Below are 18999 nucleotides of genomic sequence, written 5' to 3' on the forward strand. Positions count from 1 at the left end.
TCAAGGCTCCTGAACAAAAGCAGTGGTCGCCGTAAGCGCGATCAGACCGTCATCATCTGCCAATGCACGACCCATCGACGACGTCGGGAAGACCGGATCGACGATAGCGCAGGCGCGCAGGATCATTAGTTCATTCGGCGGGCCATTTGTGAATTCACGGACCGGTTTAGCCTCTTCCGACCGATCTGTGCAGTCTGCTTCCACCGGCAGCGTTATGCCGGTAAATGCGCTCTGAAGGATCATCTCAAGCTGCAAGTTGTTACTGCAATCATCAATAACTTGCGTCTGTTCACAGATTGCCTCTTTGATTTGGTCATGGGTCGGTCCCGACCCGGTTCCAAGCCGGATATCCCGGACCACCAGGTCTACGGATCGCTCAAGCATTGACTGCTTGACCGTCACCAAGGCGTACTCCATCGCGCTTAAAATGAAGAAGACGTACAGTGGGAACAGGATAACGAATTCAACCATAAGGCTGCCCTCTTCCGAGCGACGGAAGCGAAGTACGTTATCCCAAGGCCGACGTTTCATTGGGTCAACTTCAGACGCTTGATCGATGCGGCAATCGATTCGAACACTTCTTCAAGTGTCAGGTTGTTAGAGCCAAGGGTTCCATCGCTGTTGACCTTGTAAACTGTGCTGGGTTTGCTGGCGCAGTCTTCGATCGTCGTCACCCCGATCTCGGGCGCCTCGAACGCGATTCCGTAAACGATCACGCCTTTCTTCTTAGCAGCGCCGCATATTTCGGATGTGCGCGTGTTCTTGGTCGACGAACCGATAGAATTATACGCCTTGTTATAGTGGTTCTTTTTCCATTTATTTTCCCAACCATAGTTGTGTTTCGCATTCCAATACAATGACACGCGGTTGTACAATTGGGGGTATGTCAGCCGAATGGCATTTCCAGCCTCTGAATCCTTCTCACCATAGGGGTGATCTCTTTCTTTCTTCTGTCGTGTCCAACGGTAGCGCGGCGGGTCACCTGAATCAGATATCCGAACACTGTATTCACCCTTTTTACCATCGCTGTGAACATAGTCAGCGTTGAACCAGACATCCGAATTTCCGTCGCGCAGAGAGCTCTTGAGCCTGTACTGTGACGTGTTCTTGCCATCGGTGAAGACAATCAAAACCTTCTGAACATCGTCCTCGTAGTCTTTGGGGCGATCCTTGAAGGTTGCTGGAACAATTGTTTTCGTTGAAGACGGGCTTACACGCTCTTTCGACAACTGGTTTATGATGCCTTGGAATTCAGGATCCAATAACGCCGTGCCCCATTTTACGCCGATATCAATCGAGGTATTGCCGAAAGCAGTCAGGTCGTCGATACGCGCATGCAGATCGGCGACAACGTTAGTATGCGCGGTGATTTCACTGCCGGGACGTGTCGGGCAAGTGGGTTGCAGGTTTGCCTCATACTCCTTCCCATTTTTCTTTGTGTAGCGATCGAAATGAGCTGTTCTTTCGTATGACAACGTCGGATCCAAGAGAGCCTGTTGGAAATCTGATCCGCTGAAGTTCAGGCAATGCGAGTAACTGTGTTCCGACGTTACGTTCGTAAACTTGCCCAAGATGTTTTCACCAGCGTTCACCTGCGTGGCGTAAGGAATGATCGAGATAGAAATCTTATCCGGGTTTTCTTTCGAATACATCTCGGTCACGAAGGTCTTGGCCGCCTCGCGCAGAACTTCGATCTTGGATTTCCCTTCTGTGGCCGAGGCGCTGTTCATTGAGCCGGACATGTCCAGAACCAACGAAATTTCGACGGAACCGACGGATTCCTCTGCAGTGCTCGCTACATTTGCCGTCAAGGTTTCAATGCCGGAAAACCGCATGAAGTCCGTTTGGACTACCGTAGAAGCTGTAGCACTTACCTTCCTGGAGCCAATCCCTTCGACCACCACCGGATCTCCCGTTAGCTTGTCTTTCAGCCCTGACTTTTCCATGTAGGCCTGAACCACTGTCGCAGGCGGTTTTTGCTGCTTCAGGTTTGCTGATGCAAGAACTGCACGGTCCAGAGTGGCTTGCAGGTTTGCTCTGTCGCGCTCAAAATGCATGATGTCGACACCGATGCCCGTTGTCGCGAACATGATGATCAGACCGAGGATCACGAATAACGTGAATACGGCACCATCCTCTCGCTTGGCAAACAAACTGGCGAACCGACGCGCCTTTGAGATTGTATTCTCAAATTTATGTGCGCCACTTTGAAATATGCGCTTTTTCATATTGACGACCTCGCTGAGCAGACATCCATACTGCTTAGGAAAAAATAACTTTCAGAAAATTAGCGTCGAAACGTGGCGGGATTTGGGCGAAAAAGCCACTGACTCGGTCGGTTTGCTTGAAAATGCGGGATAATTTACGACCATCTTGCGGATCTGTTTTCGAATGGGCGACAATTCTGGCTTTGAAGCGTGGGGGCAGCGACTCAGGGCCGAGTGGGCGTTTCTTTCCGGATTTTCGGGTTTTATTTCTGCTTAATTATTGATCGTTGGCGCTTTGGGTGCGACAAGACGTCAGAACGCATGTCGTTCGCTGGCACGGAGGACTCAATGACGGCCGTTAAAGAACCCAGTTTTCGCGAGAGTGTAGATCTTATGTTCAACAGGGCGGCGTCCCTGATGGACTTACCTCCGGGGTTGGAAGAAAAAATCCGCGTCTGCAACGCCACGTATACAGTTCGGTTCGGTGTGCGTCTTCGAGGACAGATTCACACGTTCACCGGTTATCGCTCAGTTCATTCCGAGCATATGGAGCCGGTTAAGGGTGGAATCCGGTACGCGATGGCCGTGAACCAAGACGAGGTTGAGGCGCTGGCAGCCCTTATGACCTATAAATGTGCTTTGGTTGAAGCGCCTTTTGGTGGGTCGAAAGGGGGGTTGCGCATTGACCCCAGGCAATACGAAGAGCACGAGTTGGAGCAGATCACGCGGCGGTTTGCCTATGAGCTGGCCAAACGTGACCTGATTAATCCGTCCCAGAACGTACCTGCGCCCGATATGGGCACAAGCGAGCGTGAGATGGCATGGATGGCCGACCAATATACGCGAATGAACACCACAGATATCAACGCACGGGCCTGTGTGACGGGCAAGCCGTTGAACGCGGGTGGTATCTCGGGCCGGGTTGAGGCGACCGGGCGCGGTATTCAATACGCGCTGCGCGAGTTTTTCCGCCATCCTGAAGATGTGCAGAAGGCGGGTCTGTCGGGGAAACTGGACGGCAAGCGCGTGATCGTTCAGGGCTTGGGTAACGTGGGCTACCATGCCGCCAAGTTCCTGAGTGAAGAGGACGGATCACGAGTTGTCGGCATTATCGAATGGGATGGGGCGCTTTATAACCCCGAAGGGATCGATGTCGAAGCTGTCCGCCAGTGGATTGTGAAACACGGCGGTGTGAAGGACTATCCCGATGCGACACATTCGGCCGATGGAACCACGGTTCTTGAGGCGGAATGCGATATTCTCATTCCGGCTGCGCTTGAGGGTGTCATCAACCTGACCAACGCCGATCGGATCAAGGCACCTTTGATCATTGAGGCGGCAAATGGTCCCGTGACAGCCGGCGCAGATGAGATTCTGCGTGACAAGGGTACGGTCATTATCCCCGACATGTATGCGAATGCCGGTGGCGTGACGGTGTCTTATTTCGAGTGGGTCAAGAACCTCAGTCATATTCGCTTTGGCCGCATGCAACGTCGTCAGGAAGAGGCGCGGCACGAGTTGATTGTCAGCGAATTGGAACGGCTGGACCGTTACCTTGGCGATGCGTGGTCGATGTCTCCGAATTTCAAGGCGAAGTATCTCAAGGGCGCGGATGAGCTGGAATTGGTGCGGTCAGGCCTCGATGACACGATGCGCATTGCCTATCAGTCGATGCGTGAGGTTTGGCACGACCGCGATGATGTGGCGGATTTGCGCACGGCGGCGTATATCGTGGCCATTGACCGCGTTTCTAAAAGCTATCGCGCCAAGGGGCTTTAAAGCTTTCGTCGGTGGGGTGTCGCGACGCCCCGCCGATCAAATTTGGCACCTTCGTCTAAAAGGGTGATAGCAGGTGCCGCTTTTGAGGGTTAGACTCGACGGATCTTAACTGATTCCGGAGCCGCACAATGTTTCGTCCCTTACTTGCCTTTTTCTTTTTGTCGTCACCTGCACTGGCTCAGGAAACCAAGGAAGAAAGCTGTGGCTATCAAGCTGACGTCGTTCGAGCAATTCAGCAGGCCCGACTGGATCGGGTGAAAGAAGCTGATGTTGCTGAGACTATTGTGTCAAGCAATCCGCCATGGCCATCCAACTACAATTCCGCGATCCCCGGGTTAGCACCATGGGTTTACGAGTTGAAAAAACGAGACTTACGCAAGCAGGACCTTGGTGAAATCCTCTACCAACAATGTGTGGACAATTGGGATGAGATACAGGCCTTAAAAAACAACATCACCAACTAGGATGTCACTGCCCCCCGGATTTCTTGATGAACTGCGCACCCGGCTCAGCCTGTCTCAGGTTGTTGGGCGCAAGGTCATGTGGGATCAGCGCAAGTCCAATCAGGGCAAAGGGGATATGTGGGCGCCGTGCCCGTTCCACCATGAAAAGACCGCGTCTTTCCATGTGGATGACCAAAAGGGGTTTTACTACTGCTTCGGGTGCCACGCCAAAGGCGATGCCATCAGTTTTGTGAAAGAGACCGAGAATGTCTCATTCATCGAAGCGGTTGAGATTCTGGCGCGCGAGGCAGGAATGCCCATGCCCGCCCGCGACCCGAAGGCGCAGGAAAAGCAGGATCGCCGCTCGCAACTTGCTGACGTGATGGAGCAGGCGGTTCAGTTCTTTCGCCTTCAGCTGAAAACCGGAGCGGGGGGCGCTGCCCGCGATTATCTGACCCATCGTGGCTTGGATACGCAGGCTTTGGAGCGTTGGGAGATTGGGTTTGCGCCTGATGGGTGGCAGGCGCTATGGGATCATCTTCGCGGCAAGAGCATCAAGGAAGATCTAATCCTTGCCGCAGGGCTGGCGAAGCCGTCGAACAAGGGCAAGAAACCGTACGATACTTTCCGCAACAGGATCATGTTCCCGATCCGCGATCCGCGTGGGCGTTGCATCGCTTTTGGCGGTCGGGCGATGGACCCCAGCGATAATGCCAAGTACCTGAATTCGCCTGAGACCGAGTTGTTCGACAAGGGCCGCAGTCTTTACAATCATGGTCCCGCACGACAATCGGCTGGCAAAGGGCAGCCATTGATCGTCGCCGAAGGTTACATGGACGTGATTGCGCTGTCCGAGGCTGGGTTTGGTGCCTCGGTGGCGCCTTTGGGCACAGCGATCACCGAGCATCAGTTGCAACTGCTGTGGCGCATTGCGGATGAGCCGATCATCGCCCTTGACGGTGATACCGCAGGTCTACGCGCCGCGATGCGTGCTGTTGATCTGGCGCTACCGCTTTTGGAGGCCGGCAAATCTCTGCGCTTTGCTCTGATGCCGGAAGGAAAAGACCCTGATGACCTGCTGCGTGCGGAAGGGGCAGGGGCGGTGCAGGCCGTGTTGGATGGGGCAATTCCGATGGTCAAATTGCTGTGGCAGCGCGAAACCGAAGGCAAGGTGTTTGATAGCCCCGAGCGTAAGGCGGCACTGGATAAGGTACTGCGCGACAAGATAAAGCTGATCCGCGACCCGTCGATCCGGTCTCACTATGGCCAAGAGATCAAGGACCTTCGCTGGCAGCTTTTCCGCCCGCAGCGCCAAACTCAGGGCCGGCAATGGCAGCCGCGCAGTAAATGGCAACCACAGAAACAACCCGCAACACCCGGTGCGCGGGCCTCACTCCTTGCATCGTCCGAAAATGCGGAAATCCAATTGCGGGAAGCTGCCATTCTGGCAATTTCTCTGCTGAACCCGCAGGTTGTGGTGCAATTCGAACATCAGTTGGAAGATATGGAATGCCGTGATCCTGATCATGCGGCGCTGCGAAATGCGATCCTACGTCACGCGATAGATGATCCAGATAACCTGAAAGACCACATTGCTGCATCTTTGGGGTCCGAAGCCCTTGAAAACCTGCTGGCCCTTCGCCATGTCGCAGTGATCCCCTGTGTGTATAAACCGGGCGACGTTGAAAAGGCCGAGATGACGCTGGCCGAAGAACTCGCAAAGATCAAAGCGCTCCGGGGGTTGGATGCAGAGATTGCCGAAGCCGAAGAGGAGCTGTCTGATCTGGCAGATGAGGCGTTGACATATCGTCTGGCGCAAGCCGCCGAAGAGCGTAACCGCGCAAGCCGGAGCCAGAATGAGGACAGGGCCGTTTTTGACGTCGCGGACAATGGTGCGCGCATTAATCGCGATGAGAAAGACGCGTTTGAGGCGATTATGTCGGGAATCAATTTCACTCGGAAACGTCGCTAATGTGATGTTTTCGTAAGGCACTGGAAAAGAAAAACAGGTAAACGGGTAGCCGAATCATTTCTACGCGCTAATGATTCGGTCAAACGAATCACCCATCCCTGCAGGAGCATTGAATGGCCGCCAAGGATACGAACGAAGACCGCAAATCCGACGAGCAGGAACAGGAAATCTCGCTGGATATGAGCCAGGCCCAGGTCAAAAAGATGATCGCTGAGGCTCGCGAGAGGGGGTATATCACCTACGACCAGCTCAACCAGGTTCTGCCGCCGGATCAGGTCAGCTCGGAACAGATCGAAGACGTCATGTCGATGCTGTCCGAAATGGGCATCAACATCATCGAAGATGAAGAAGCCGAAGAAGAAGAAAACAAAGGCTCGACCGAACTTACCACGACCGAAAGCAACCGTGAGGTTGCGTTGGCTGGTGCTGCCACCGAAAAGCTGGATCGCACCGATGACCCCGTCCGCATGTATCTGCGTGAGATGGGCAGTGTCGAACTGCTGAGCCGTGAGGGCGAGATTGCCATCGCCAAACGCATCGAAGCGGGCAGGAACACGATGATCGCCGGGCTGTGCGAAAGCCCGCTGACCTTCCAGGCGATCACGATTTGGCATGATGAATTGTTGTCCGAGGACATTCTGCTGCGCGATGTCATTGATCTGGAAACCACATTTGGGAACCAGATGGATGAAGACGGCGATGTCTCTGAGCCCGTAGTTGATACGTCTGCCGTTCAGGCGGCAAAGCCGGCGAAGGACGAAGGTCCCGAGCTGGACGCAGACGGCAATCCGATCGCAAATGACGATGATGAGGACGAAGACGATCAGGCCAATATGTCCTTGGCGGCGATGGAAGCTGCACTGAAGGATCAGGTTCTGACCACGTTGGAACGGATTTCAACCGACTTTGCGCAACTCAGCGAGATGCAGGACAGCCGGATTTCAGCGACGTTGAACGAAGATGGTTCGTTTAGCGAAAAGGACGAAGCAACCTACCAGAAGCTGCGTGCAGAGATTGTCGAACTGGTGAACGGTCTGCATCTGCACAATAACCGGATCGAGGCGTTGATCGACCAGCTGTACGGCATCAACCGCCGCGTCATGTCGCTGGACAGTTCGATGGTAAAACTTGCTGACCAGGCGCGCATCAATCGTCGGGAGTTCATAGACGCCTACCGCGGACGCGAACTGGACCCGAATTGGCTGGCTGAGATGGGTGAAAAGTCGGGCCGGGGCTGGCAGATGTTCATCGAACGCTCGACCGACAAGGTCGAAGAGTTGCGCAACGACATGGCTCAGGTCGGTCAATACGTTGGTTTGGACATTCCTGAATTCCGTCGGATCGTGCAGCAGGTTCAAAAGGGTGAGAAAGAAGCTCGGCAAGCCAAGAAAGAAATGGTCGAAGCCAACCTGCGCCTGGTGATCTCGATTGCCAAAAAGTACACGAACCGCGGCCTGCAATTCCTTGATCTTATTCAGGAAGGTAACATCGGCCTGATGAAGGCGGTGGACAAGTTCGAATACCGCCGTGGCTATAAATTCTCGACCTATGCGACTTGGTGGATTCGTCAGGCGATCACGCGATCTATCGCTGATCAGGCCCGCACAATCCGTATTCCGGTCCACATGATCGAAACCATCAACAAACTGGTCCGAACCGGTCGTCAAATGCTGCACGAGATCGGTCGCGAGCCGACGCCGGAGGAGTTGGCAGAAAAGCTGCAGATGCCGCTTGAGAAAGTGCGCAAGGTGATGAAGATCGCCAAAGAACCCATTAGTCTTGAAACACCGATTGGCGACGAGGAAGACAGCCAACTGGGCGATTTCATCGAGGACAAAAATGCGGTTCTGCCTCTGGACAGCGCCATTCAGGAAAACCTCAAGGAAACGACCACACGGGTTTTGGCTTCACTTACTCCGCGTGAGGAACGTGTCCTGCGGATGCGATTTGGCATTGGTATGAATACCGATCACACGCTTGAGGAGGTCGGCCAACAATTCAGCGTGACCCGCGAACGTATTCGCCAGATTGAAGCGAAAGCGCTGCGCAAGCTGAAACACCCCAGCCGGTCGCGTAAGCTGCGGTCCTTCCTGGATCAGTAAGGTCAAAGGCGCCTAGTTAGAGGCGCCTTTTTTCGTTCACGGAAGGTCACGTTGACCGCTTTTCCAGTAAAATTGGCGGCAACTCACAAGGCGAAGTCAATACGCCCCTTTATATGCCTGATGTCCACTCACGGGACAGGCCGGGGCGAGGCTGAGTTGCCCATGACCCCCGGTCGCTCGCTTCAGGGCCTTTCTGTTAGGTTCAATCGACTGCGGAACGCACTGGGAACCTGACCAGTCCAGCGTTTGAAGGCCGTTGAAAAGGCCGGCTGGTCGGCATAGCCAAGCGAATAAGCGATCTCGGACAAGGGCATGCCATTCGTGATGAATGTTTGTGCCAGATCGCATTTCAGGTCATCGACGATTCCGCGATAGCTGGTGCCCTCGTGCTTAAGCCGACGCGCAAATGTGCGGGCGCTCATCCCCAGATTGGCAGCGGCCTCATCCGCATTGATGATCGTGCCGGGCATGGACCGGGTGATCAGCCCTTCGACCTGAGCGCGGAGCGGTTGCTTGGGCGATTTTCGCTCGGCCAGAACATGCTCGGCATATTGCAGAAGATGCGCGCGCAGGTTTGAATCGTAGGTGGGAATGGGTAAGTCTAGCGTGGACATGGCCACCACGATTTCCAGCTTTTCTGCGCCAAAAACGATTGGAAATCCTGCAAGTTTCTGAAACCTTTCACTGTTTTTTCCAACCTCGTGCTGGAATCTGATCTCGATCGGATAGAAATTTGATTGCGTGAGGGTCCGCATACGGGCCAACCCTGCGAAGATCAGGAATTCGGTCCGCCGGTGGTAGCGGGCAAAACTCGCATCTTTCCAATCGGCTTCGATGGTGGCGAAGTTCCCGGCCAATCGCAGGGTAAAGGCAATAGCGGGGTCGATGATTTGGTGAAATCGCGACGTGTTCTCGATGACTTGCCGCAAGTCACGTGAATACTTGCTTATATAGGCCGTCAGGCTGGACGATGCCGAAAACTGCAATCCCGCTTGCGCCGCAAATGTGATGTCGCCCATTACATCGCACGCATATCGCGCAAACAGGGCCTCTTGGTGAGCACTGCACATGGACGTAGAGTCAGAGAGTGCGCCGCGGCTCAGCTTGCATCGTTCGAGAATGCGATCTGACGCTTCAGTTCCGTTGGTCTGTTGATCAAGCACGCGGGTCAAAGTGTTAAGGCGAGCGATGTCAACTTCCATGACCTTCTTTCCAGTGCTTTCAATCGGCTTCCCGCAAATTTGGCGGAAAACGCGGTGTAACAATAAGTCTAGATTAATTGGCTGAAATTCGAATGGTTCTGGCAGTTAAAAACAAGAAAAAAAGTACGCATTCAGATTTTCATTGCCTTTGGCAAAAAATCTGTTCCGTGTTTGAGTGTTTTTTGGGGCATGCAGATGCAGATTTCGCCCCTTCGTCAGGCCCCGGCTGAATTCCTTGTGATGAGGCTTTGTTGGGTTTCAAAGCAAGCTACGTCGTTACATACCTCGAAACAGAAAAAGAGTATGATTATGAAAAAGCTTATGACTTATGTGGTTTTTGCGGCTGTCGTGCTCGGCACTCCGGCTACAGCATTTAACGGCCGTTTGGGTTTTCAGACGGTAGCGGTGAATAACTCGGTTTTCGAAGTGATCCCGCGCGGTCGGACGGATACGGATGGGTATTGGTGCGCGGCCGCAGACTTTGCCCGAAGAACGTTGGGGGCAGGCTGGCAGCAGCGCATTTATGTAAAGCGCGGCTATGGTCCTAGCGAGGCTACCGGCCGAAGAACGGCGGTACAGTTTACACTGGACGCGCCAGAAGGCGCTCCGCAGCAGTCAAGTGGCGTGTTCTCTGCTGGGTTTCAGCCGGGTTACAGTATGTCTGTTCAGGCCGCCAATGGCCGATGCAGAGGCCGCCCCTTCATCAATTGACAAAGTTCGAACAAGAAATGCAGGCCGAGTTCGAAATACCGACGCAGGGTCCGGGGTTGTATGAATTCACCTCGGACGTGCGTCACTGGCTCAAGCCCTTCGCGCGCGATGGGCTTCTGACGCTGTTTGTCCGCCATACGTCCTGTTCACTGCTTGTGCAGGAAAACGCCGACCCCGACGTACAAACAGATATGCGGGCTTTTTTCGAGCGGCTGGTGCCACCGTCCAACCATCCATCCATGGCTTACCTGCGCCACACGTATGAAGGCCCGGACGATATGCCAGCCCATATCAAGGCCGCGCTGTTGCCTGTTTCGCTTGCGATTCCCGTGACGTCAGGGCGGCCTGTTCTTGGAACGTGGCAGGGGATTTACTTGTTTGAACACCGTAGCGCCCCGCACGTTCGAAACGTCGCAGCACATTTTACATGACCCCTTATATAGCGGTGAAAAATTCCGACTACCCAAATCCTAGCGGGTGTCCTATAGTTGTGGATAAGTAAGCCGAAGCGCTTACAAAAGAGGCGGAACAAGGGACGAGGAGACGGCGGATGCGCTGCCCGTTTTGCGGAAATATCGACACTCAAGTCAAAGATTCACGCCCGGCAGAGGATCACGTCGCGATCCGCAGACGTCGGTTTTGTCCCGCTTGCGGGGGGCGCTTTACCACGTATGAACGCGTACAATTGCGGGATTTGGTGGTTATCAAGACCAACGGTAAGCGCGAAGATTTTGACAGGGACAAGCTGGAACGCTCGATCCGGATTTCTATGCAAAAACGTCCTATCGACCCGGAGCGCATCGACCAGATGATTTCCGGGATCGTGCGTCGTCTGGAAAGCATGGGAGATACGGATATCCCGTCCAGAAAGATCGGTGAGATTGTGATGGAAGCTCTGGCGCGGATTGACACCGTGGCCTATGTTCGCTTTGCGAGTGTATACAAGAATTTCCAGGCGGCCGATGACTTCGAGGAGTTCGTCCACGAACTGCGCCCGCCGCAGCCATCGACGGACGAGTGAGCGAAACAGATAAGCGATATATGGCGCTGGCCTTGTCATTGGGTCAGCGCGGTCAAGGAACGTGCTGGCCGAACCCGGCCGTAGGTTGCGTTATTGTGCGTGATGGCCAGATCGTCGGGCGTGGCTGGACGCAACCCGGTGGTCGCCCGCATGCCGAACCGCAAGCTTTGGCACAGGCCGGAGAGGCCGCGCGCGGGGCAACGGCTTATGTCTCGCTGGAGCCTTGTTCTCATTACGGAAAAACACCGCCCTGCGCCGAGGCGCTGATCAAGGCGGGTGTGGCGCGGGTTGTTTCCGCGATTGAGGACAGCGATCCACGCGTGGCTGGCCAAGGCTTTGCGATGTTGCGCGAAGCCGGGATCGAGGTCACCACCGGTGTTCTGGCCGAGCAGGCAGCGCGGGATCACGCAGGGTTCTTTCTGAAAACCGAACAGGGGCGGCCGTTTGTGACGCTCAAGCTGGCCAGCAGTTTCGATGGCCGGATTGCCACGTCAACCGGGCACAGCCAGTGGATTACCGGACCCAAGGCGCGGCGGGCCGTTCATGCTATGCGGGCCCGTCATGATGCTGTGATGGTCGGAGCGGGCACCGCCAGGGCTGATGATCCGTCGCTGACGGTTCGCGATCTGGGGATTTCGACACAGCCGGTCAGGGTTGTTGTCTCGCGCCATCTGGACATTCCCCTGATGAGCCAACTGGCGCGAACAGCGTCCGACGTGCCCGTCTGGCTATGTCATGGCCCGTCCCCTGACCCAGAACGTGCCCGAGCGTGGGAGGGATTGGGCGCTCGTCTGATCCCCTGTGCGCTTGAAGAGCACCACATAGACGCCACCGATCTGTTGCAGCAATTGGGGCAGGCTGGCCTGACGCGGGTATTTTGCGAAGGGGGCTCGGCGCTCGCAGCTTCCTTGTTGGCCGATGACCTGGTGGATGAGCTGTTCGGCTTCTCTGCGGGCCTGACCATCGGGGCTGAGGGCTTGCCCGCCATTGGGTCGCTTGGTTTGGAGCGATTGGAGTCGGCTCCTCGTTTTAAGCTGATCGACACCCGCGCCATCGGGCCGGACATTTTGCATCGTTGGGCGCGCGCGCTGCGCTAGCGCCGCCACAAACCTGCATGCGTAGCAAACAAGCCTTGCAGCTTGGACAGCAAACGAAGGGACAGGCCGCCTTTGCGCTCATACCCCTCGGACAGACGTTGCATGGCGACCTCGGCAGGGCAGGGTAGTCCCGTGGCCGGGTCCAGATATCGTGGGTAGTCAATCAGCGCGGCATGCGCCAACCCAAGAACAGAGGGCCGTGCGCCCCGTCGTGCAGGCACCGTTCCCAAATCATTCGTTAGCCCCCAGCCGGCATAGAAAGGCGCGCCAAGTGTCGTCACACTGATCCCACGTAGTAGCGCCTCGAACCCAAGCAGAGATGTGATTGTCCAGACCTCTTGTACATGAGACAACAAGTCAGCCGGATCGGTATTCGATGCAATCACATCGGCAAGGCTTGGGTCATCAGGCCTGCCTTCGCGCAGTCCGGCCTCAACATCCGGGTGAGGTTTGTAAATCAGGACGGCTTTTGGATTTGCTTCGCGCGCGGTGCGCAGCAAGTCGGTATTTGTGCGTACTGATGAGCTGCCAAGCAGGATCGAGGCATCGTCTTCGACCTGCCCCGGAACCAGAATACGGTGTCCTTGGGGCAGATTTGGGGTAGCGCCCCCAGTATTGTACTTGCTAATCCCGCCCGCGATGATCTGTGCCACCAACCGTTCAGCCCGCAATTCCTGATCCGGGCGCAAAGTTTCACGTGCGGCTATCCACTCTTCCAACTGGCTCGGTTGCGTCGGGTCGTAATAAATACCAAAATCATCTGTCGCCAACGAAACAGGCGGCACCAGTCTGGCACCCAAACCTTTTGATCGCAGGAACCCATCCTCGATCCGAACCGCGCCTTCGGCGTCGCGGGCGTGGCTGGCCCACACCATGTGGGGACGGTCAGACCGATCGGGAGGGGCGTCGGTAAATTGAACTTTTCTCTCGCGGCCGAACATCTTTTGCAGGTGTTTGCGCTTCCACAATCGCATGCCGGACGCGGTCCAGCCCTTGTAATCCTGACGCCATGCGCGCGTCTGCGCTTCGAGCGTATCCAGAACGGTTTCCAACTCGCATAGCCTGTCCCGATAGGGGTCGTACCATGTGGGGTATAGGATCATCGCCGCAGCAAACAATTGCGCCCTGGTCAGGTTGCGCTGTCGGCGTGGAGGGTATGCCTCATCCTGCGTCAGCCCCCAGCCTGCATAGAAGGGTTGGCCAAATATGCGGGGCTTGTGTCCGGCCATGATGGCCTCGAACCCGAGTTGAGAGGAAAGGGTGTAGACGCCGACTGCGCCCTCAAGCAAAACCCATGGGCTTATGGGCGTCGTGACAAATGAAACGCGATCAGACAGGTCTTGATCCGAGAAATATCCGCCGCGATGCCCTGCAACGGTTTCGGGGTGCGTCTTGATCAAAACGCGGGCACCGGGGTTTTCCTCCTGCGCCATGACCAACATTTCACGAAATCGCGCGTCATCTCCTGCGCTGGCAATGACCGAGGCGTCATCCCGTGCCTGATCGACCACCAGAACATATCCAGGCTTGGGGGGCGGTAACGTCGGATCAACGGCAGAGTATTTGCTAAGATGCAGGTCGCGCATCCTTTCAGCCCCATACCGCGCCCGGTTTAACAATGCGGTATCGTCCAGCGGATGAGTTGCCAGCAGGGTTTCAAGATCTGATGGCTGCGACGGATCAAAATGCACGCCGGTTCGGTCAAATAGCAAGCCCAGAGGGGGCTCTCCTTCCCGCCCCGGATGTAATGAGCGCAAAAAGGCGTCTTCGACCTTTAGAACGGGCACCCTCCGTCGCGCCGCTATTTTCAAGCCACGGTGGGCTGTTGGACTGTTCCCCCAGATGCCAACAACATCGTTTTCACGGGGCAATCCCAACCGAATGTCATAGCCTTTGAGGTTTAGTATCCGACGAATGCGGCGGTTCGTCAGAAAGCCGCCGTTATAGACAAACAGCCGGGTTCGCTGTGTCCCGGCTGTTGGCTCACCCTGCATCAGCCACCCGTCAGCGTGGCAACGTTTGCAACCGGCGTCAAACCCCCTGCAATCAATGAGATCGACTTGCTCCATTGTGCGTACGGGGCTTCGGTCACGTAAATCGTGTCGTCGTCGCGGATAACAAAATCCCTAGCGACAAACAGCCCATTCGGCGCGTTGAGGTTCAGCAGGTAAATCATGCGCTGATCGCCCTGCAATTCCTGACGCCCCATAACGGTGCGAGCAATGTCTTGCCTTTCCTTGCGCAGTACAAAAATCCCCGTGGGGTCCGAGGACAAGGATTGCAGACCGCCGACTTGCGCCAGGGCCTCAAGCGCAGACAAGTCTTGTGTGTCAAACGCCACGCGCGATTGGCCGGTTGCTCCAAGTGCGATGTATGTTCGGCTGTCTGCTTCGACCAAAACGCGATCCCCGCCACGCAATGCGACATCCAGATTGGGGTCGCGAACCAGATCGTCGTACCAGACTGTTCCGCGTTCGTTGCCGCGGATCAGGGTGACAAGGGCGATATCCGCACCCAGCGATACACCTCCAGCCCGTGACAGCATCCCCGACAAGGTGCGGCTGGGTCGCTCAATTGGGTAAATTCCAGGCGCTCCGATTTCTCCGCTCAGTGAAACCGTTGCCCCATCACCTGCAAAACGGCGCACCTCGACTTGTGGGTCAGGTGTTTGATCTTGCAGTTTGTCGGTGATCAGCTGGCGCAGTTGCTCGGGGGTATTGCCAGCGGCCCTAATGCGTCCGGCATAGGGCACGAAGATAAAGCCTTCGCTGTCGACCTGCACCTGCTCTAGCACGGTGGCTGAGCTCAACTCACTTGACAGCAACCCATCATCTACGTTTTCCCAGACCGTCAGGCTTATTACATCGCCTGCGCGTACGGTGTCAGCGGCCAGACTTTGCGCGCTGCGGAAAGTATTCGGGAACCCGAACTGGGGAATAGCCGCGGCAGCCCTTGCGACGCGATCGTCGACCTCAACCACAAAAGCATTGCCGCCATTTTCGGTTGATCCTGCCAGAATCTCATTCTTGTTGGGGCCTGCTTTTGGAAGCTGGCACGCGGACAGCAGACCAATAGCCACCACAAGGGATACCCCCCGTATCCATCGGATTGGAAAACGCTTCACTGCCGGTTATCCTCAGTATTTTTTGTTGTATTCTTTTGTTTGGCAAAGTCTAACCGGTTCGAGCACTAACTTCTAGCGCCAACCGTCCAGTTTCACTCAACTAACTGTAACTGTGGCGTCAGCGCCTCTTTCTCGGCGAGCAGGGATTGATAAGGGTCCTTGGGGTTTAACATCATGTCCGCCACGTTGCGTGCAAGCTGCCGCCGTCCGCGACGCGAGTAATATCCGCCCGGAATCTGGCTCGTCTTAAGAAGAAACTGTCGATAGGCTTTGTAGGCGTCCTGATCCGGGGGCATCGGGTTAGCAAAAAATGCAGCTAGCGGTTGGCGCGATACGAATTCGGGTTTGTCGTAGACCGATCTTCCAAAAATACGCAGTGGGATACCCCGCCACAAGGCCTGCTGTCCGGCGGTGGAATTAATCGTGACCGCAGAATTTGCTCCGTCCAATAGTTTCGCGAGTTTACCCCCCGGTACGTAGTGCACGCGATCTGCCACCCCTTGGGTACGCGCCAGCTCACGCACACGGCGCCTTAAAGGTTCTCGGTGGTTTTCCAGCGGGTGTTCTTTTACCAAAAGCTGGTGATGCGGTGGGGCACCTTTAGCGAATCCTTCGATCACATCCTCAAGAAATTCGGTCATTCTGGAGTAATCGGAATGAGATTGAACGGAACTGTCATGCCCCAATTGCAACAACGCCAGATGATAGGGATGACCGCTTCCAAGGGCGCGTGCCGTGGCCCAATGACGTTGAAGCCGGTGAAATGGCATCAGCGCCAAACGCTTGAAATACAGTTTGAACTCCTTGGAAACCGGCAGATCACGATGCCGTCGAAAATTGCGGTAACGCTTGTTCAGGAACATTACAAACCAATGGTAGAGCGCGCCGTAGAAGATATGTTGTCGCATGTCTCCCCAATGTGACGGCGGTGGGGGCGATTGCGCCAAGGATTGATCCAGCGCGTATCGCATCTGGTCCACCTTCAGTGACATAAGACGCGAGTTGCCGTTCGAACCGAAGCGTTCATATGTCACCCACCAAGGGCGCAGGTAACCTTCTTCGAAGACATGAACTGTGATCTGCTTTTCGCGTGCGACTTGCACGGCTTCGGCGTGAACGGGGCGGGTGTCGCCGTAAAGGACAATATCCGTGATGGCGTGCGTATCGATCAGATCGGATAGTGTAGCCCGCCAATGATCGGGCGTGTCGAAGTATGGGATATAGGTTGATTTGTTAAACCAGAACACCTGATCCCCGGCGTTGAACCCAACCCTCCATACTGTGGCGCCTGACGCCTGAAGCACACGCCCAAGCCCGTTGAAAAACGGACCATGCGGCCCCTGCAGAAACAGGAAAACACGGCGCTTCTCGCCTGTGGGTTTGGGTGACATGGGTACTGCTCTTGCCTGTTGTTCAGAAAATATGCCTGTTTCGGCCTTTCACGGCAAGGTTGGGCTTGCCCGCCGCGCTGCATGCGCTTACCTCGGCTGAGAACACTGGACCAGATCAGGAACTAAGGGTTAGCGGAATGTTTACAGGGATCGTCACCGATATCGGCACTGTTACCGAGCTGGATCAGAAGGGCGATCTGCGGGCCCGGATCAAAACGGACTATGACACTGCCGGTATAGATATCGGCGCCTCGATCGCCAGCGACGGTGTGTGTCTGACCGTGATCGCGCTGGGTGATGACTGGTATGACGTTCAAATCAGTGCCGAGACGGTTTCAAAAACCAATCTGGATGGCTGGCAGGTGGGCAAGCGCGTCAATCTGGAACGCGCTCTGAAGGTTGGTGATGAACTGGGCGGGCACATTGTGTCGGGCCATGTGGATGGCGTGGCCGAGGTGGTGGCGGTGCAGGACGAAGGCGACAGCACCCGCGTCACATTGCGTGCACCCAAGGAACTGGCGCGCTTCATTGCGCCGAAAGGGTCGGTCGCGTTGAACGGTACCTCGCTGACCGTGAACGATGTCGAGGATTGTGATTTCGGAATTAACTTCATCCCACACACCAAAGAGGTCACGACCTGGGGTGACGTTTCGGTGGGTGACAGGGTGAACCTTGAGATCGACACTCTGGCTCGCTACGTCGCGCGTTTGGCCGAGATGTCCTGAAACAACGTCGCATCGGTGTAACCTGATGCCGGATGTGCTCTGGCATTTGGCACTCTGGTAGTCTATCCACCCGATCAAACGTGCCCTGTGAAAGACTGCCTCATGAGCTTTGCAAACCCCGGACCCGTCGAGACCCACCTGCGAGACGCGATCAGCCCGATTGAAGACATCATCAATGAGGCGCGCGCGGGCAGGATGTATATTCTGGTCGACCACGAAGATCGCGAAAACGAAGGCGATCTGGTGATCCCAGCCGAATTTGCCGACGCCGAGGCGATTAACTTTATGGCCACGCACGGGCGGGGTCTGATCTGCCTGCCGATGACAGCCGAGCGGATCGAAGCGCTGGGCCTGCCGATGATGGCCGTCAATAACTCGTCCCGCCACGAAACTGCGTTTACCGTATCTATCGAAGCGCGTGAGGGCGTCAGCACCGGTATTTCTGCCGCTGATCGCGCGTTGACTGTGGCGACGGCAATCAACGAACAAAACACGATGGCGCATATCGCCACCCCTGGTCACGTCTTTCCGTTAAGGGCCAAGCGGGGTGGGGTTCTCGTGCGCGCGGGCCATACTGAGGCCGCGGTGGACATTTCGCGCCTGGCCGGGTTGAACCCTTCGGGAGTGATCTGCGAGATCATGAAACCTGACGGCACTATGGCACGCCTGCCTGATCTGGTGGACTTTGCCAAGAAACACGACATGAAGATCGGTACGATCAGCGATTTGATCTCTTACCGGGCGCGCAATGACAATCTGGTGGTCGAAACGTCGCGCAGCACCGTCACGTCTGAATATGGTGGCGAGTGGGAAATGCGAATTTTCACCGATCAAACCCACGGCATCGAACACGTGGTCATGATCAAGGGTGACATAACCACGCCCGAACCGGTCCTGACTCGCACCCATGCCCTGCACGAAGCGCCCGATATTCTTGGTCTTGGACCAAAATCGTCGCGTGAATTACCGCGCGCGATGGAAAAGATCGCTGATGAAGGGCGCGGCGTGGTCTGCCTGTTCCGCCAGCCGCGCAATTCGCTGTATGCGGTTGAGGATGAAGGCCCCCGCACTATCAAACAAACCGGTCTGGGTGCGCAGATCCTGTCTAAGATGGGCATTCAGGAACTGATATTGCTGACCGACTCGCCGAAAACCGTATATCTGGGGCTTGACGCATTTGGCTTGTCCATTGTCGGCACCCGCTCCATCCTCAAGGAAGACTGAT

Annotated in this window: 16 protein-coding genes; 10 read left to right on the top strand and 6 right to left on the bottom strand. The window is 55.7% G+C overall.

Translation table 11 applies throughout. From position 1 onward, the window contains the following. Complete coding sequence (locus tag ACXAET_RS02660) at positions 1-531, bottom strand: TadE/TadG family type IV pilus assembly protein (protein WP_475180698.1); 531 nt, start codon at positions 529-531, stop codon at positions 1-3. After that, positions 528-2228, bottom strand: coding sequence for a TadE/TadG family type IV pilus assembly protein (locus tag ACXAET_RS02665; protein WP_475180702.1), 1701 nt, complete (start codon positions 2226-2228; stop codon positions 528-530). Before ACXAET_RS02665 ends, ACXAET_RS02660 begins: the two co-directional genes overlap by 4 nt. A gap of 327 nt (positions 2229-2555) precedes the next feature. On the opposite strand from ACXAET_RS02665, the gene ACXAET_RS02670 reads away from it, so the two are divergent. From ACXAET_RS02670 to rpoD, 4 genes are all read left to right on the top strand, one after another. Further along, on the top strand, positions 2556-3986 hold the full coding sequence (locus tag ACXAET_RS02670) for a Glu/Leu/Phe/Val family dehydrogenase (RefSeq protein ID WP_475180705.1): 1431 nt from the start codon (positions 2556-2558) through the stop codon (positions 3984-3986). 128 nt (positions 3987-4114) lie between these two features. Further along, positions 4115-4450, top strand: a complete 336-nt coding sequence (locus ACXAET_RS02675) for a hypothetical protein (protein ID WP_475180707.1) — start codon at positions 4115-4117, stop codon at positions 4448-4450. A 1-nt stretch (position 4451) separates the two neighbouring features. Continuing rightward, the gene (gene dnaG / locus ACXAET_RS02680; RefSeq protein WP_475180710.1) at positions 4452-6401 is read left to right on the top strand and encodes a DNA primase; all 1950 of its coding nucleotides are present in this window, start codon (positions 4452-4454) and stop codon (positions 6399-6401) included. 113 nt (positions 6402-6514) lie between these two features. Beyond that, on the top strand, positions 6515-8503 hold the full coding sequence (rpoD, locus tag ACXAET_RS02685) for an RNA polymerase sigma factor RpoD (protein WP_475180713.1): 1989 nt from the start codon (positions 6515-6517) through the stop codon (positions 8501-8503). Between the two features lie 182 nt (positions 8504-8685). Here rpoD and ACXAET_RS02690 read toward each other — a convergent pair whose 3' ends face one another. Continuing rightward, positions 8686-9705 carry a helix-turn-helix domain-containing protein gene (locus ACXAET_RS02690; protein WP_475180716.1) on the bottom strand — a complete coding sequence of 340 codons (1020 nt, stop codon included), beginning with the start codon at positions 9703-9705 and terminating at the stop codon, positions 8686-8688. Between the two features lie 309 nt (positions 9706-10014). On the opposite strand from ACXAET_RS02690, the gene ACXAET_RS02695 reads away from it, so the two are divergent. The 4 genes from ACXAET_RS02695 (at position 10015) to ribD (ending at position 12534) form a co-directional block, all read left to right on the top strand. Next, positions 10015-10416 carry a hypothetical protein gene (locus tag ACXAET_RS02695; RefSeq protein ID WP_475180719.1) on the top strand — a complete coding sequence of 134 codons (402 nt, stop codon included), beginning with the start codon at positions 10015-10017 and terminating at the stop codon, positions 10414-10416. 17 nt (positions 10417-10433) lie between these two features. Beyond that, positions 10434-10847 carry a secondary thiamine-phosphate synthase enzyme YjbQ gene (locus tag ACXAET_RS02700; RefSeq protein WP_475187053.1) on the top strand — a complete coding sequence of 138 codons (414 nt, stop codon included), beginning with the start codon at positions 10434-10436 and terminating at the stop codon, positions 10845-10847. A gap of 119 nt (positions 10848-10966) precedes the next feature. Continuing rightward, positions 10967-11437 carry a transcriptional regulator NrdR gene (nrdR, locus tag ACXAET_RS02705; protein ID WP_068334393.1) on the top strand — a complete coding sequence of 157 codons (471 nt, stop codon included), beginning with the start codon at positions 10967-10969 and terminating at the stop codon, positions 11435-11437. Then, on the top strand, positions 11434-12534 hold the full coding sequence (ribD, locus tag ACXAET_RS02710; protein ID WP_475180723.1) for a bifunctional diaminohydroxyphosphoribosylaminopyrimidine deaminase/5-amino-6-(5-phosphoribosylamino)uracil reductase RibD: 1101 nt from the start codon (positions 11434-11436) through the stop codon (positions 12532-12534). The genes nrdR and ribD overlap by 4 nt, the downstream gene beginning before the upstream one ends. On the opposite strand, the gene ACXAET_RS02715 is transcribed toward ribD, so the two are convergent. The 3 genes from ACXAET_RS02715 to ACXAET_RS02725 form a co-directional block, all read right to left on the bottom strand. Beyond that, positions 12531-14528 (bottom strand): capsular polysaccharide biosynthesis protein, encoded by a 1998-nt coding sequence (locus tag ACXAET_RS02715; RefSeq protein ID WP_475180726.1) that lies wholly within the window; start codon positions 14526-14528, stop codon positions 12531-12533. The genes ribD and ACXAET_RS02715 overlap by 4 nt on opposite strands. Further along, complete coding sequence (locus ACXAET_RS02720; protein WP_475180729.1) at positions 14528-15658, bottom strand: polysaccharide biosynthesis/export family protein; 1131 nt, start codon at positions 15656-15658, stop codon at positions 14528-14530. The genes ACXAET_RS02715 and ACXAET_RS02720 overlap by 1 nt, the downstream gene beginning before the upstream one ends. Positions 15659-15750: 92 nt before the next feature. Beyond that, a complete protein-coding gene (locus ACXAET_RS02725; protein WP_475180732.1) occupies positions 15751-17049 on the bottom strand; it encodes a capsule biosynthesis protein in 1299 nt (432 codons plus the stop codon). A 137-nt stretch (positions 17050-17186) separates the two neighbouring features. Between ACXAET_RS02725 and ACXAET_RS02730 the strand changes: the two genes are divergently transcribed. After that, positions 17187-17774 carry a riboflavin synthase gene (locus ACXAET_RS02730; protein WP_475187056.1) on the top strand — a complete coding sequence of 196 codons (588 nt, stop codon included), beginning with the start codon at positions 17187-17189 and terminating at the stop codon, positions 17772-17774. A 102-nt stretch (positions 17775-17876) separates the two neighbouring features. Next, entirely contained in the window at positions 17877-18998 is a 1122-nt protein-coding gene (gene ribB / locus ACXAET_RS02735) for a 3,4-dihydroxy-2-butanone-4-phosphate synthase (protein WP_475180735.1), read from the top strand. Position 18999: the final 1 nt, after the last annotated feature.

The organism is Ruegeria sp. AWH4_226 (assembly GCF_056159225.1).

Excerpts from the sequence above, each read along its gene's own strand:
- ACXAET_RS02660 (WP_475180698.1), bottom strand. The coding sequence starts at position 531 with ATGAAACGTCGGCCTTGGGATAACGTACTTCGCTTCCGTCGCTCGGAA.
- ACXAET_RS02665 (WP_475180702.1), bottom strand. The coding sequence starts at position 2,228 with ATGAAAAAGCGCATATTTCAAAGTGGCGCACATAAATTTGAGAATACA.
- ACXAET_RS02670 (WP_475180705.1), top strand. The coding sequence starts at position 2,556 with ATGACGGCCGTTAAAGAACCCAGTTTTCGCGAGAGTGTAGATCTTATG.
- ACXAET_RS02675 (WP_475180707.1), top strand. The coding sequence starts at position 4,115 with ATGTTTCGTCCCTTACTTGCCTTTTTCTTTTTGTCGTCACCTGCACTG.
- dnaG (WP_475180710.1), top strand. The coding sequence starts at position 4,452 with ATGTCACTGCCCCCCGGATTTCTTGATGAACTGCGCACCCGGCTCAGC.
- rpoD (WP_475180713.1), top strand. The coding sequence starts at position 6,515 with ATGGCCGCCAAGGATACGAACGAAGACCGCAAATCCGACGAGCAGGAA.
- ACXAET_RS02690 (WP_475180716.1), bottom strand. The coding sequence starts at position 9,705 with ATGGAAGTTGACATCGCTCGCCTTAACACTTTGACCCGCGTGCTTGAT.
- ACXAET_RS02695 (WP_475180719.1), top strand. The coding sequence starts at position 10,015 with ATGAAAAAGCTTATGACTTATGTGGTTTTTGCGGCTGTCGTGCTCGGC.
- ACXAET_RS02700 (WP_475187053.1), top strand. The coding sequence starts at position 10,434 with ATGCAGGCCGAGTTCGAAATACCGACGCAGGGTCCGGGGTTGTATGAA.
- nrdR (WP_068334393.1), top strand. The coding sequence starts at position 10,967 with ATGCGCTGCCCGTTTTGCGGAAATATCGACACTCAAGTCAAAGATTCA.
- ACXAET_RS02715 (WP_475180726.1), bottom strand. The coding sequence starts at position 14,528 with ATGCAGGGTGAGCCAACAGCCGGGACACAGCGAACCCGGCTGTTTGTC.
- ACXAET_RS02725 (WP_475180732.1), bottom strand. The coding sequence starts at position 17,049 with ATGTCACCCAAACCCACAGGCGAGAAGCGCCGTGTTTTCCTGTTTCTG.
- ACXAET_RS02730 (WP_475187056.1), top strand. The coding sequence starts at position 17,187 with ATGTTTACAGGGATCGTCACCGATATCGGCACTGTTACCGAGCTGGAT.
- ribB (WP_475180735.1), top strand. The coding sequence starts at position 17,877 with ATGAGCTTTGCAAACCCCGGACCCGTCGAGACCCACCTGCGAGACGCG.